Here is a 13,625-nt window from a genome sequence, read left to right on the forward strand (position 1 = left end):
ACGGGCTGAATCTGGCCCGACCACGCACGCAGCTGGACCTCAGGGGCTCAGCCCCTGGGGGCCGGTTCGCTCGCGACGAGCCACGTGAAGCGCGGCCGCGGGGCACGGCGGGAGACGAACAGGCGCCCACCCTCCGCTTCGACGAGGGAGCGGGCGAGGGCGAGGCCGATGCCGTGGCCGTTGGGGGCGCCGGGGAGGGGGCGGCGGCGGTCGAAGAGGTCGCGGTCGTCGGGGAGGCCAGGGCCCTCGTCCTCGACGTCGACGGCCAGGACCCCGGCGGCGTCGCGGGCGCGGACGGTGACGGCGCCCTGGCCGTGGACGGCGGCATTGGCCAGCAGCACGTCGAGCACCTGGCGGGCGGCCCGCGCGGAGCCGACCGCCTCGGGCAGGCCGTCGTCGGCGACGATCCGCAGGGGGCGCCCCCTGTCGGCCAGCTCGCCGTGCCAGCGGCTCTCGGTCGCGGCGAGCAGCGCGCCGATGTCGAGCGGCGCCCGCTCGGGGACGTCGCGAGCGAGAGCGAGCAGATCGGCGAGGGTCGCCTCCATGTGGGTCAGCGACTCGAGCGCGGCGCGGATGGCCTCGTACGGATCGGGGTCCGAGGGTGCGCTCTCGAGCTCGAGCCGCACGCGCGTCAGCGCGGTCCGCAGTTGGTGGGAGGCGTCCGTGCTGAAGGCCCGCTCGCGTCGCAGGAGGTGGTCGATGCGTTCGGCGGCGCGGTTGAGGGCGGTGGCGATGTCGTCGGCCTCGGGAAGGCCGGAGGGGGCGGCCCGGGCCTCCAGGTCGCCGGTTTCGAGGCGTACGGCGGTCGCCGCGAGCGCTTCCAGCGGGCGGGCGAGGCGGCGGCTGGACCGTACGGAGAGGAGTACGGCGACCCCGACGGCGACGGCCGCCAGGCCGAGCATGCCGGCCCAGGTGAGCGCCGCCCGGTGCAGGGGCTGGGCCGCTGGGGCGCTGACGCGTACCGCCGCCCGCACCTGCTCGCCGGAACCCACCGGCACGGCGACGACCAGGCGGTCGCCGATCCGGTGCGAGGATCCCGCACCGCCGACGGCGGCACGCACCGGGGCGTCGCCCGTGGCGGGGCCGGTGCCGGTGACGCGGTGGGCCGAGGCGTCGTAGACCGCCACGGCGGTGTCGGCCTCGACGGACGGCAGCTCCACGGGGTCGCCCGAGGCGCGTACGTCCGCCGGGACACTCACCGCGACCCGGTCGGCGAGCTGTTGCAGCTCCCGCAGTTCGTCCTGCTGGTAGAGCCGCAGCGTCGCCAGGCCCAGCGGTACGGCGAACAGCAGCACGGCGCACACCGCCGCGACGAGGGTCGCCCGCAGGATCCGGCGGCGCACGGTCAGTGCTCCGCGGGCAGTTCGAGGCGGTAGCCGAAGTGCCGCAGGGTGGTGATGCGCACCCGGTCGCCGAGCTTGCGGCGCAGGGCGGCGACGTGGACGTCGAGGGTCTTGGTGGGGCCGAACCAGTTCTCGTCCCAGACCTCGTTCATCAGGGCCTCGCGGCTGACCGCCTGACCGGGGGCGGCCGCGAGCCTGGACAGCAGGTCGAACTCCCGGGGCCGCAGCTCCACTTCGCCCTCCGGGCCGAAACAGCGTCTGGCCGCCCGGTCGATGAGCAGGGCGCCGTGACGGATCCGTACGGAGGCACCCTTGCCCTCGGGCCCGGCCCGGCGCAGGTGGGCGGCGATCCGGGCCTGGAGTTCGGCGAGCCGGAACGGCTTGGTCAGATAGTCGTCCGCGCCCGACTCGAGCGCCTGGATGACGTCCATCTCCTCGGTGCGTGCGGTCAGCACCACCAGCACCGCGCCCGGCAGCCGCTCCCGCAGCCGCCGGCACAGCTCGAATCCGTCGGTGTCCGGCAGCCCGAGGTCCAGCAGCACCAGCTCGGCCGGCTCGCGGGCCGCGCGGTCCAGCGCCTCCGCCCCGTCGCGGCACCAGTCGGTGTCGTGGCCGAGCCCGCGCAGCGTCGCGGCGAGCCGGCCGCCGATGGCGACGTCGTCCTCGACGATCACGATCCGTGCCACGGCATCACGCTACTCCCGGTCGTCACGTCGACCTGTGCTGTCGTGCCGGTGGCGCAGCGCCGGAACGCGGGGGACCACGGCGGCGCACAGGCACACCCATCCGGTGGCGAACAGCCATCCGCCGAGCACGTCGGTCACCCAGTGCACTCCGAGGTAGATCCGGCTCAGCCCGACGGCGAAAGCCCAGCAGACCAGCACCACGACGACGGCGTTACGGGTCGCGCTCGGCCGGACCGCACGGACGACGGCCCAGATCAGCAGCCCGGCCGCGAGCGCGGACGTGGTGGTGTGGCCGGAGGGGAAGGCGAAGCCGGAGGCGTACGTGGCCCAGTCCGCCACCGGCGGGCGGGGGCGGCCGATCGCGTGCATGAGGGAGTAGCGAACGGCCTGGCCGAGACCGAGCACGACCAGCGCGACCAGGACCGCCCACAGCCGCCGCCGCAGATCGCGGCCGGCCGCGATGACCCCGGCCACGACGGCGCACACGTAGGGGAAGACGCCGGTGCCGGTCGCGGTCACCGCTCTGGCCACCGTCACGGCGGCGTGGGGGCGGTGGTCGGCCGCCCAGAGGTTCGCCGAGTGGTCGAAGCCGAACGGGGCGCCGTTCCGGCCTGCGACGATCACCGCCAGGACGGTGAAGAGCACCGCGCAGGTCGCGGCGGTCAGGACCTGGGGCGACAGGCGGCGGGACCTGACGAGTTCCGGCGCCGGACGGCTCACCGAGCCGCCACCAGCGGGCGCAGGCGGGTGTCGCCGAGCCGTTCCACCAGGGGGACGCCGCGCCGGGCGGCCACCATCAGGGGCCAGGCGACGGCCGCGCCCACGACCAGGCCCGTAAGGGCGTCGTGCGGGTAGTGCGCGCCGACCCACACACGGGACAGCGCCATCAGCACCGCCGCCGCTCCGGCGACGGCCGCCAGCCGCCGGTCGGCGAACAGAACGGCCACCGCGACGGCACCGGCGATGGCGGCGTGGTTGCTCGGGAAGGACCAGTCCCCCAGCGAGGGGCATGCCTCCAGCGTCACCGTGTGCAGGGTCTGGCAGGGCCGTTGCTCCCTCACCACCGACTTGAAGGCGTCGTCGGCGAGGAAGGCCACGACGACCACCAGGGGCGCGGCCAGCGCCAAGGCGGTCCGCGCGGGTCCTGCCGCCCGGGCCCGCCACCACGCCGCGAGCAGAAGCGCGGCGAAGAGGGCGAGACCGTAGGTGGAGAAGAAGCAGACGGCCGAGTCGAACCAGCCGGGCGATCGCTGGGCCAGATGGGTGACCCAGGTGTAGAGCCCGCCGTCCACCGAACTGCCGGCGAAAGCGAGCTGCATCAGCGCGGTGCCCTTTCGGGGGCCTCAGTGACGTCGGAAGCCCCGGGGGCCTTGGGTGCGCGGCGCGAGCGAATGACTTCGATGACCAGCGGAAGCAGGGAGATCACCACGATCACGCCCACCATCGGCAGGAGGTAGCGGTCGACGTTGGGCACGGAGGAACCGAGCGCGTAACCGCCGAGCACCAGGCCGACGGTCCAGATCGTGCCACCGACGATCTGCCAGATGGTGAAGACCCGGGCGGGGACGTTCAGGGCGCCGGCCATCGGGTTGAGCACGGTACGGACGACGGGCACGAAGCGCGCCAGGACGATCGCCTTGGCGTGGCCGTAGCGCTCGAGCAGTTCCTCGGCGCGGGCCGCGCCTTCCTGGAGCTTTCGGGACCGGGTGCGGGCCAGCAGCGCCCGGCCGCCGCGCCGGCCGATCCAGTAGCCGGTCTGCGCTCCCAGCAGGGCGCCCACCACCGCGGCGATGAGAACCTGGGGAAGGGAGAGGTGCACCGCTCCGTGGACGCCGGGGACGCACAGCAGGCCCGCGGTGAAGAGCAGGGAGTCGCCGGGGAGGAAGAAGCCGACCAGGAGGCCGGTCTCGGCGAAGAGGACCACCGCGATGCCGAGGGCACCGAACGCGGAGAGCAGTGATCCCGCGTCGAGGACGTTCACGGCCTGCGGTGTTGCCGTGAGCATGGATACGAGCATGGTGGGCTGCTCCCATAATGGTGGGCAGGGGCGGAGACAGGACGGGGTTGTTTTGTGCCGTGGTGCGTTGTTCGGTGTTGTGCGACAACCGGATTGACTACAGTGAAGTAGACGGTCTACTCCACTGTAGACGCCACATGCGGGAGGAGCGTTCCCCATGAGTGACACGGGCGCGGAGCGCAGGCCGGCCGGAGAGCTGGAATCCAGCGTCATGGCGGCCCTGTGGACTGCCGGAAAGCCGCTCACCCCCGGCCAGGTGCAGCAGGCGCTCGGGACCTCCCTCGCCCGTACGACGATCACCACGATCCTGTCCCGCCTGTACGAGAAGGGCAGCGTCACCCGCAGGCGTTCCGGCCGCGGCTACGCGTACACCCCCACCGAGGACGCAGCGGGCCTGACCGCCCGCCGTATGCACTCCGAACTGGAGAAGGACGAGGACCGCAGCACCGTCCTGGCGCGATTCGTCTCCCAGCTCCGCGACGAGGACGAGCAGCTGTTGCGTAGCCTTCTTGAAGGAGGTGCCGAATGAACCACATCGTGTGGCTGCCACTGCTCATGCCGTTCCTCGCGGCACCTGCGGCGCGCCGCGTCGCGGCTGCGCTGTCCCCGCGCCATGCCGTGTGGCTGCTCACCGCGACGGCCGTCGGCCTGGCCGCCTGCAGTACGGCGGCACTGGCCCTGCTGGTCGTCCCCGGGGCGTCGTACCTGCCGGTCGTGGCCGTCCTCGGCGACCTCGTCAGGCCCCTGACGTCGGGCGAGCCCACCGTGGTGATCGCCTCCGCCATCGCCGCCGCCGGCCTGCTGGCCTGGCGCGCGGCCGCTCTCGTCACCGCCGTCCGCCGGCACCGGGCCGATCTGCACCGGGCCAGGTCGCTGGCCGGCGGCACCGAGGAGGAGCTGGCGGTCCTGCCCGACGACCACCCCGACGCGTACGCCCTGCCCGGCCGTCCCGGCAGGATCGTCGTGACCACCGGCATGCTGCGGGCCCTGAACCCCGCCGAGCGTGAGGCCCTCTTCGCCCACGAACGCGCCCACCTCCGCGGCCGGCATCACCATCTCCTGGCCGCCGCCGAACTGGCCGCCCTGCTCCACCCGGCCCTACGCGCGCTGCGGGAACCGCTCGGCTACGCCCTGGAGCGCACCGCCGACGAGGCCGCGGCGGCAGCCGTCGGTGACCGCCGCCTCGCCGCCCGGGCGATCGGCCGGGCCGCCCTGGCCGGCAAGGCCGCACCGGCACGGGGGCCGCGCCCCCGCGTCGCGCTCGCCGCCACCGCCGGCCCCGTGCCGCGCCGGGTGGCCGCCCTCCTCGACCGCGGGGCGGACATCGCACCGGCTCCGGTCCGGGTCCGCAGGATCGTCGCCGCCGCCCTCCTGGCCTGCGTCGTCGTGTCCGGCGCGTCGGCACTGGGTGCGGCGCAGGACCTGCACAGCAACATCGAGATCGCCCAGGGGGAGAGCCCGCACGGCTGAGCCGCGCGGCAAGCTCCCAGTTGGACCGGTCAGCCGGACCCGTCAGCCAGCCCGGTCAGTCGGACCCGTCCTGCGCCGGGCGCACCGTGAAACCGATCACCGCGCCGCCGCCCTCACGGTTGCGGGCGAAGGCGGTGCCGCCGTGGACCAGGGCGATGTCGCGGACGATGGCCAGGCCGAGCCCCGAGCCGGGGAGACTGCGGGCGGAGCGCCCCCGGTAGAAGCGGTCGAAGATCCGGGCCAGGTCGGCTTCGGGGACACCCGGGCCCCGGTCGCGTACCTCGATCTTCGGGCCCTCGACCACGGCCTCGATCGGCCCCTCGCCGGCGGGGTCGAACTTGGCGGCGTTCTCCAGGAGGTTGGTCACCGCGCGCTGCAGGGCGGCGGGCCTGCCCGGGACGACGGTGTCGTCGGCCCGTACGACGATCTCGCGCCCGGTGCGGCGGCCGGCGAGCGCGGCCGCGGCGGCCGCCACCTCACCGAGCGCGACGTCCACCGGCTCCTCGGCGTCGCGGTGCCCGGCCGCCAGCTCGACCAGTTCGTTGACCAGGTCGGTGAGTTCACGGGTCTCGCCGGCCATGTCCTCGATCAGTTCCGCGCGGGCCTGCGGCGGCAGTTCGCCGAGTCGGCGCAGGAGCGAGACGTTCGTACGGAGCGAGGTGAGCGGGGTGCGCAGCTCGTGTCCCGCGTCCTGGACCAGCCGCCGCTGGTACTCCTCGGAGTGCGCGAGCCGGCCGAGCATGTCGTCGAAGGCACGGCCCAGGCGCCCGACCTCGTCGTCGCCCGCGACCGGCACCTCCACGTCGAGGCGTCCGGTCCGCGCCACGTCCTCCGCGATCCCGGTCAGCCGCACCAGACGGCCGGTGATCCGGCGCGCCAGCCACCAGCCGACCGCTCCCGCGCCGAGCACCACGACGGCCATGAGCACGAGCGTGCGCTTCTGGAGATTCACCAGCAGGTCCTCGGTGTCGCTGAGCTGCTGCGCCACCTGCACGGCGCCCCGGCCGCCGCCGAGTGCCACGGTGGAGATGCGGTAGTGGTCGTCGGCGATCGCGGTGTCGTAGCCGGTGGTGTGGCCCGCCGTGCCGTGGCCGGCGGTGCTCCGGTCGGTCGCGGACACCGGCAGCACCGGATTGCCCCGGTCCACGACGGCGCCGCCCGGGCCGATGACCTGGACGTCGGCGCGGAGCTGCCGGGTCAGTTCCTCGCGCGGCCCGTCGTGGTCCGGGTCGGAGCTGAAGTCCTGCGCGGTCAACCGCTGCTGCGTCACCTGGTGGTAGAGGTCGTCCACCACGGCCGAGAAGGCGTGCTGCTGGTCCACCCGCACCAGCCGGGCCGCCGCGTCGTAGCCGAGGAACCCGACCAGTACGGTGACGGCGGCGGCCAGCGCCGCGAAGGAGACGGCGAAGGCGGTGCGCAGACTCGCGTACGGGGCGGGCCGCAGCGCGCCGCGGATCCTTGTGCCCCGAGGCATCCTCACGGCTCCCTGAGGGTGTAGCCGACCCCGCGGACGGTGTGGATCAGCGGCGACAGGCCCGCGAGGTCGACCTTGCGCCGCAGATAGCCGATGTAGACGGCGAGGTTCTTGGAGCCGGACCCGAAGTCGTAGCCCCAGATGCGCTGGTAGATCGTGCTGTGGTCGAGCACGATCTCGGCGTTGCGGGCCAGCAGCTCCAGCAGGTCGAACTCGGTGCGGGTCAGGTCCAGCTCCCGTTCGCCCCGCCAGGCGCGCCGGGCGGACGGGTCGAGCCGCAGGTCGGCGGCCTCGACCAGGTCGCCCTCGGCCGGGTCGTCCCAGGGGGCGGCCCGGCGCAGCAGCGCCCGCAGCCGGGCGAAGACCTCCTCGACCTCGAAGGGCTTGGCCACGTAGTCGTCCGCGCCCGCGTCAAGCCCGGCGATCCGGTCGGCGGTCTCCACGCGGGCGGTGAGCATCAGCACGGGGGTACGGTCGCCCTCCGCGCGCAGCACCCGGCACACCGCCAGGCCGTCGATGCCCGGCATCATCACATCGAGCACGACCACGTCGGGCCGGTCCCGGTGGACGACCGCCAGCGCCTCGATGCCGTCGGGCACCGCGGTGACCCGGTAGCCCTCCAGCTCCAGGGCACGCTCCAGCGACTTACGGATCGCCCGGTCGTCCTCGGCGAGCAGCACGGTGTACTTCACCCGGCAAGTGTGCACGGCCCCGGACGTCGCCGACCCGGCGCGGGGCTGTGACCAGAGGCTCTTACCGTGCTCTCACCTCGGTCACGCGGACGTCTTACCTGCCCGCGCCATCGTGGCGTCCGGATGCCCCGGCCCCGGAGACCACGAATGAAGATCGTATTCCTGCTGCACAACGCCTACGGGATCGGCGGAACCATACGCACCACGCTCAATCTCGCCACAGCGCTCGCCGCTCGCGACCACGACGTCGAGATCGTCTCGATGATGCGGCACCGCGAGAAGCCGCGGTTCGCGGTCGATCCGCGCGTACGGCTGGTCCCGCTGGTGGACAACCGGCCGGACAGCCCCGACGCGCGTGATCCGCTGCACGCCGAGCCCACCCGCTGCCTCCCGTCCGCCGAGAAGCGGCGCCACCAGTACACCCGGCTCATCGACGCCCGGGTGGAGGACTACCTCCAGTACAGCGACGCCGACGTGTTCATCGGCACCCGGCCCGGCGCGAACGTCTACCTCGCCCTCTTCGGCCCGCGCGGCGCGCTGCGCATCGCCCAGGAGCACCTCAGCCACGACGTCCACAGCAAGCGGCTGCGCGCCGAACTGGCCCCGCACTACCGCCGCCTGGACGCGCTGGTCACCGTGACCGAGGCGGACGCCGCCGTCTACCGCCGGCGGATGCCGCTGCCCGGGGTGCCCGTCCTCGCCGTGCCCAACAGCGTCCCCGGGCCGCCCGGGCCGCCGTCCGACGGCACCGCGAAGGTCGTCGCGACGGCCGGCCGGCTGGCCAAGGGCAAGCGCTACGACCTGCTCGTCGAGGCGTACTCCGCCGTGGCCGCCAGGCACCCCGACTGGCGCCTGCGGATCTACGGCGACGGCCCCGAGCGGGAACGCCTGGCGCGGCTCGTCACCGAGTTGGGGCTGCGGGACACCGTCCAGCTGATGGGGGTGCGCTCGCCGATCGAGCCGGAGTTCGCGCAGGCGTCGCTCGTCGTGGTCTCGTCGGAAGCCGAGTCGTTCGGCATGACGATCGTGGAGGCCATGCGCTGCGGCGTACCCGTGGTCAGTACGGACTGCCCGCTCGGGCCGGCCGAGATCATCCACGACGGCGTCGACGGCCTGCTCGTCCCGGTCCGGGACGTACCCGCGCTCACCGACGCGATGCTGCGGCTCATCCAGGACAGGCCGGCCCGCAGGGGGATGGCCGCGGCCGCCCTGACCAATGCCGCGCGCTTCGACCCGGACCACGTCGCCCGCCGGTACGAACTCCTCTTCGCCGAGCTGGGCGAGACCCGCGGCGAACGCGCCCGCATCCGGCTGCGCGCCACCAACCGGAACCGGCTGCGCGACACACTGCGCCAGGCCCGGCTGCTGAACCCGGCCCGCCGGGCGGCCGGCCGTCTGCGCAGGCTCAGGCACGCCGGCGCCGTGTGACCCGGCCGGCACCGGTCAGGGGCTGACCGCCGCCGGAAGGCGCGTCGCGACCGGCGGGACTACCCTCGGTTTGTACGGCCGGACGGCCGAAAAGGGGTGTTGCCCATGTGCCGGTGGCTCGCCTACTCGGGAACGCCTGTACTGCTCGACAACGTTCTGTACAAACCGCAGCATTCACTGATCGACCAGAGCCTGCACTCCCGGATGGGTGTCGAGACGACCAACGGTGACGGGTTCGGCGTCGGTTGGTACTCGACGGACAGCGACACCCCGGCGATCGTCCGGGACATCGGTCCGGCGTGGAACAACCGCAACCTGCGGGAGATCGCGGACCACGTCCGCTCCCCCTTGTTCTTCGCCCACGTCCGCGCCTCGACCGGTTCGGCGGTCCAGCAGACCAACTGCCACCCGTTCCGCCACGGCCGCTGGATGTGGATGCACAACGGTGCGATCGCCGACTTCCAGCGGCTTCGGCGCGACCTCTGCCTGGCCGTCGACCCTGCTCTGTTCTCCAGCATCGAGGGATCGACCGACTCGGAAGTGATGTTCTTCCTCGCCCTCACCCTGGGCCTGGACCAGGACGCTCCGGCCGCCGTCGCCCGCATGGCGGGCCTGGTTGAACGGACAGGCCACGAGCACGGGGTGGAGTACCCGCTCCAGATGACGATCGCGGTCACCGACGGCGCACGGCTGTGGGCCTTCCGCTACTCCAGCCAGAGCACCTCCCGCTCACTGTTCTACAGCAGCGGGGTGGAGTCGCTGCGGGCGTTGCACCCCGAATTGACGTTCCTCCAGGACGTGTCCGAGGAGACCCGCCTCGTCGTCTCCGAGCCGCTGGGCGACCTGCCGGGAGCCTGGAACGAGCTCCCGGAGAGCAGTTACGGTGTCGTCCAGCCCGGCGCCGACGAACTGCTGCCCTTCGCACCACAGCCCGCCTAGCGGACCCACCAGGAGTTCGTTGCCGCGGGTCATGACGACGCGGTGGGCGTGGGACCGAGGAACTCCGCCCAGCCGCCGGCCGGGGCCTGGCCGGGGTCGAGGGTGCGGAGTCGGCTGAGCACCGCCGGGTCCTGGGCCTCCAGCCAGTGCACCAGTTGACGGAAGGACACCAGCCGGACGTCGTCGTACGCGGCGATCCGGCCGATGGCCTCCTCGACGGCGTCCATGTAGATGCCGCCGTTCCAGCGCTCGAAGTGGTTGCCGATGAAGAAGGGCGCGCGGTTGGTCTCGTACGCGCGGCGGAAGCCGGCCAGGTAGGAGTCACGGGCCTGGACGCGCCAGGCGTCGTACTGGGAGCTGTCGCCCAGGGGGTTGGCGTTGGACTGGTTGGCCATCATGTTGTAGTCCATCGACAGGACCTGGAAGGAGTGGCCGGGGAAGGGGATGGACTGCAGGGGGAAGTTCCAGATCTTGTCGTCCTGCACCTTGCCGGGCCACATCTGCAGGCCGCCGGGGGAGCTGGCGTCGTACTTCCAGCCCAGGTCGGCGGCGGTGGGCAGCAGGTTGGCCTGGCCTTCGAGGCAGGGGGTCCGGCCGCCGATGAGTTCCTTCTCGTAGTCGAAGGGCAGCGGGTCGAGGTCGGTGAAGCCGGTGTTGGTCCGCCATTCGGTGACGAACTTCTTCGCCTGCTCGATCTCGCTGCGCCACTCGCCGGGCGACCAGAGGCCGACGCCGTCCGGGCCGCAGAAGTGGCCGTTGAAGTGGGTGCCTATCTCGTGGCCCTCCAGCCAGGCGGAGCGCACCTGTTGGAGGGTGGCGTGGATGTGCCGGTCGGCGAGGTAGCCGATGGCGGAGGCGCCGAGGGCGTGCCGGGGCGGGGCGTAGAGGCGCTTCTTGGACTCGGGCAGCAGGTAGATGCCGCTGAGGAAGAAGGTCATCGACGCGCCGTGGTCGGCGGCGACCTTGCGGAACCGGGAGAAGAGCTGGTTGCTCAGCTCGCCCGCGCCGTCCCAGGAGAAGACCACGAACTGCGGCGGACGCTCGCCGGGCTTCAGCCGCTCGGCCTTGGGCTGCTTGGGCTGGGTGCCGGTGTAGGCGGTGGACCCGTCGCCGATCGGCGTCACCCGGGCGGCCGGCACGCCCGTGACACCACCCGTGGGTGTGGAACCCGGCGTGCCGTTCCCCTCGCCGCCTGCTCCGCCTACGGTCCAGCCGCCGGAGGAGCAGGCGGACAGCGCGCCCAGGGCACCGGCCGAGGCGGCCGCGGAGGCCGCCGCCGTCAGCAGGCGCCTGCGAGAGATGCTGCTCATGTTCGTTCCCCAGTCATCCACGTCGTTCGTTTTCTGCGGTCGAACGGTTGGATGGGCGGGGGCCCCGGAAAGGTCGGGGGAGGCGGGACCTGTTACCGCTTCATGACAAACCTGTCAGGGGCCTGTGCCCGCGCCGAGGACGGTCAGGTAGACCGACGAGGCGTTGCCCGAGGTGGGCACCGCGCCCTGGGTCCAGGTCACCTTGAGGGACGTGGTCTCGTCCGGCGGCGTCACCAGGATCGCCGCCGGGGTCGTGCTGTGCGCCCCGCTGACCCCCGGGTTGGAGAAGGTCAGCCCGGCCCACGCACTCGCCCCGGGTGCCAGCGTGACGGTGGTGGACTTGCCGGAGACGCGCTTGGGGTCGGGGCCCACCTGCTTGCCGGAGGCGTTCACGAAGGCCGCGCCCGGATAGCCGTAGACGGTGCAGGTGCGGGCCGAGCGGTTGGTGAGGACGACGGGGAAGTTCTCCTGGCCGGCCCCGGGGTCGTTCCTGCCGACCGACGCGCGCAGGTCCGAGGTGTGGCAGCGGGTGCCGGAGGCTGCCGTACGGGTCGTCCGCGACGACGACGAAGAGGTCGAACCCGTCGACGCGGCCGAGGCGGCCGGAGTCGTGGTGGCCGAGGTGTCGGTCGCACCGCTCTGGGTGGCGGAGGCCGGCCCTGCCGTGCCCGGCAGGGTCTGGGGGGCGGAGGCCGTACTGCTGCCGCCTGCCCCGCAGGCCGTGAGCAGGCCCACGAGGACCGCCCCGCCCGCGGCCAGAGCACCGCTTCGGAAGATCGCCATGTCAGCTCTCCTTGAGAATCAAACGCTGTCCCGTCATCACAGTCCGATGCTCGGAAACGGGAAATGGTTCGCGATGATCAGCCTTTGACACTCAGCGAATCCAGTATGCGATCGGTGGCGTCGCCGCCGTCCTGCCGGATCTGTACGTACACCTGCGGCTGCTTTCCGCCGCCCGCCGGGGCGAGACCGGCCTCCGTGACGGAGTCGCCGCTGCCGGGGCAGCCGCTCCAGCTGCGCACCTGGCCGCGCCAGGCCTTACCCGTGTAGGTGTGGGCGCCCTGGTAGTGGCAGCCGCTGTGGGTGAGGGCGCCGACCTCGCCCGTGAGGTCGCCGTGTTCGCTCAGGCCGACGAAGACGCCGTTGGCCTCGGAGCGGAGGTTCTCCCAGGTGGCGAGGTCGTCCGCGACGGCGAGGCCCGGCGCGTGCGCGTCCGGCAGCCCGAGGGTCTTCGGGGCCCATCCGGAGGCGCGCAGCTGGCGGCCCCACCGGCTGGGCACCTCGACGGTGATCCGCCCGGTGGTGTCGGCCACCCGTACGTACGTCGCCGACTGCCGGGAGGACAGCAGGGCGGCGCCGGCTCCTGCCGCGCCGGCCATGACCACGGCGGTGGCAAGGGCGACGGTCAGGGTCCTGCGGCGGCGCCCGGCGGCCTTGGGCTCCTGGGCCGAGAGGGCGGCGGCCAGTCGGTCGAGTTCGTCGGCGAAGGCCGCTGCGGTGGGCCAGCGGCGCTCGCGGTCGGGTTCCAGGGCGCGCAGCAGCGCCCGCTGGATGTCCGGCGGCAGGTCGGGGCAGAGCCGGTCGGGCCGGACGATCTTCCCGGGCGGCCCGGGGACCGTACCGGTGATCAGGTGGTAGCCGAGGGCGCCCAGGCTGTAGATGTCGGCTCTGGCGTCGATGCCGGCGCCGGGTTCGGTCTGCTCGGGGGGCGCGTAGCCGGCGGATCCGGCGGCCTGGGTGAGCCCGGAGGCCTGGGCCAGGCTCTTGGCCAGGCCGAGGTCGGCCAGCAGCAGCCGGTCGCGGCCGCCGGGCGAGGCCCGGAACAGCACGTTGGACGGCTTGATGTCCCGGTGGACGATGCCCGCGTCATGCAGCGCGGCGGCCGCGCGCGCCGCCAGGGCGGTCAGCCGCAGCGCCTCGGCGACGGGCAGCGGGCCGTCGGCGATCCGGTCGGCCAGGGTGCCCCCGTCGGCGTACTCCATGACGAAGTACGGCCTGTCGTCCGGCAGTTCGCCGATGTCGAAGACCTGCACCACGCGGTTGGAGTCGGCCCGCCGCAGCAGCCGCGCCTCGGAGAGGAACCGTTCCCGGATGTCCAGCCGGTGCGCCCAGTTCTCGGCGAGCACCTTGACCGCGACGGGGGCTTCGAGCACATCGTCGTGTGCCAGCCAGACGACGCCGAAGGCGCCGGAGCCCAGGCGTCGCTCCAGCCGGTAGCGGCCGATCCGCTCGAGGGAATGCATACGACTATCATGCCTGGCCTCTG

14 protein-coding genes are annotated in these 13,625 nt (G+C 73.2%); 4 read left to right on the plus strand and 10 right to left on the minus strand.

The features are described from left to right. Positions 1 to 47 precede the first annotated feature (47 nt). From ACFXJ5_RS05380 to ACFXJ5_RS05400, 5 genes are read right to left on the minus strand one after another with little or no spacing between them, the layout of a single operon-like run. Positions 48 to 1,343, minus strand: coding sequence for an ATP-binding protein (locus tag ACFXJ5_RS05380; RefSeq protein ID WP_384627152.1), 1,296 nt, complete (start codon positions 1,341 to 1,343; stop codon positions 48 to 50). A gap of 2 nt (positions 1,344 to 1,345) precedes the next feature. Beyond that, positions 1,346 to 2,029, minus strand: a complete 684-nt coding sequence (locus tag ACFXJ5_RS05385) for a response regulator transcription factor (protein WP_384627155.1) — start codon at positions 2,027 to 2,029, stop codon at positions 1,346 to 1,348. Positions 2,030 to 2,038: 9 nt separating this feature from the next. After that, on the minus strand, positions 2,039 to 2,749 hold the full coding sequence (locus ACFXJ5_RS05390) for a phosphatase PAP2 family protein (protein ID WP_384627157.1): 711 nt from the start codon (positions 2,747 to 2,749) through the stop codon (positions 2,039 to 2,041). Beyond that, the gene (locus tag ACFXJ5_RS05395; protein WP_384627160.1) at positions 2,746 to 3,348 is read right to left on the minus strand and encodes a phosphatase PAP2 family protein; all 603 of its coding nucleotides are present in this window, start codon (positions 3,346 to 3,348) and stop codon (positions 2,746 to 2,748) included. Before ACFXJ5_RS05395 ends, ACFXJ5_RS05390 begins: the two co-directional genes overlap by 4 nt. Further along, positions 3,348 to 4,034 (minus strand): DedA family protein, encoded by a 687-nt coding sequence (locus ACFXJ5_RS05400; RefSeq protein WP_384627163.1) that lies wholly within the window; start codon positions 4,032 to 4,034, stop codon positions 3,348 to 3,350. The genes ACFXJ5_RS05395 and ACFXJ5_RS05400 overlap by 1 nt, the downstream gene beginning before the upstream one ends. Positions 4,035 to 4,203: 169 nt before the next feature. Here ACFXJ5_RS05400 and ACFXJ5_RS05405 point away from each other — a divergent pair, with 169 nt between their 5' ends. Continuing rightward, positions 4,204 to 4,575: a BlaI/MecI/CopY family transcriptional regulator gene (locus tag ACFXJ5_RS05405; protein ID WP_384627165.1), complete on the plus strand. Its 372-nt coding sequence runs from the start codon at positions 4,204 to 4,206 to the stop codon at positions 4,573 to 4,575. Continuing rightward, on the plus strand, positions 4,572 to 5,516 hold the full coding sequence (locus ACFXJ5_RS05410; RefSeq protein ID WP_384627167.1) for a M48 family metalloprotease: 945 nt from the start codon (positions 4,572 to 4,574) through the stop codon (positions 5,514 to 5,516). Before ACFXJ5_RS05405 ends, ACFXJ5_RS05410 begins: the two co-directional genes overlap by 4 nt. Positions 5,517 to 5,571: 55 nt before the next feature. On the opposite strand, the gene ACFXJ5_RS05415 is transcribed toward ACFXJ5_RS05410, so the two are convergent. After that, positions 5,572 to 6,990 (minus strand): ATP-binding protein, encoded by a 1,419-nt coding sequence (locus tag ACFXJ5_RS05415; RefSeq protein ID WP_384627169.1) that lies wholly within the window; start codon positions 6,988 to 6,990, stop codon positions 5,572 to 5,574. 2 nt (positions 6,991 to 6,992) lie between these two features. Next, positions 6,993 to 7,682, minus strand: a complete 690-nt coding sequence (locus ACFXJ5_RS05420) for a response regulator transcription factor (RefSeq protein ID WP_384627171.1) — start codon at positions 7,680 to 7,682, stop codon at positions 6,993 to 6,995. A 147-nt stretch (positions 7,683 to 7,829) separates the two neighbouring features. Between ACFXJ5_RS05420 and ACFXJ5_RS05425 the strand changes: the two genes are divergently transcribed. Beyond that, entirely contained in the window at positions 7,830 to 9,110 is a 1,281-nt protein-coding gene (locus ACFXJ5_RS05425; RefSeq protein WP_384627173.1) for a glycosyltransferase family 4 protein, read from the plus strand. A gap of 105 nt (positions 9,111 to 9,215) precedes the next feature. Further along, positions 9,216 to 10,049: a class II glutamine amidotransferase gene (locus ACFXJ5_RS05430; protein WP_384627177.1), complete on the plus strand. Its 834-nt coding sequence runs from the start codon at positions 9,216 to 9,218 to the stop codon at positions 10,047 to 10,049. A gap of 29 nt (positions 10,050 to 10,078) precedes the next feature. Here ACFXJ5_RS05430 and ACFXJ5_RS05435 read toward each other — a convergent pair whose 3' ends face one another. The 3 genes from ACFXJ5_RS05435 to ACFXJ5_RS05445 form a co-directional block, all read right to left on the minus strand. Beyond that, a complete protein-coding gene (locus ACFXJ5_RS05435) occupies positions 10,079 to 11,359 on the minus strand; it encodes a hypothetical protein (protein ID WP_384627179.1) in 1,281 nt (426 codons plus the stop codon). Between the two features lie 114 nt (positions 11,360 to 11,473). Further along, positions 11,474 to 12,142: a DUF4232 domain-containing protein gene (locus ACFXJ5_RS05440; RefSeq protein WP_384627182.1), complete on the minus strand. Its 669-nt coding sequence runs from the start codon at positions 12,140 to 12,142 to the stop codon at positions 11,474 to 11,476. A 77-nt stretch (positions 12,143 to 12,219) separates the two neighbouring features. Further along, complete coding sequence (locus ACFXJ5_RS05445) at positions 12,220 to 13,602, minus strand: serine/threonine-protein kinase (protein WP_384627184.1); 1,383 nt, start codon at positions 13,600 to 13,602, stop codon at positions 12,220 to 12,222. Between the last annotated feature and the right edge of the window lie 23 nt (positions 13,603 to 13,625).

Origin of the sequence: Streptomyces sp. NPDC059373 (assembly GCF_042751495.1) — a bacterium.
Taxonomy (GTDB): domain Bacteria; phylum Actinomycetota; class Actinomycetes; order Streptomycetales; family Streptomycetaceae; genus Actinacidiphila.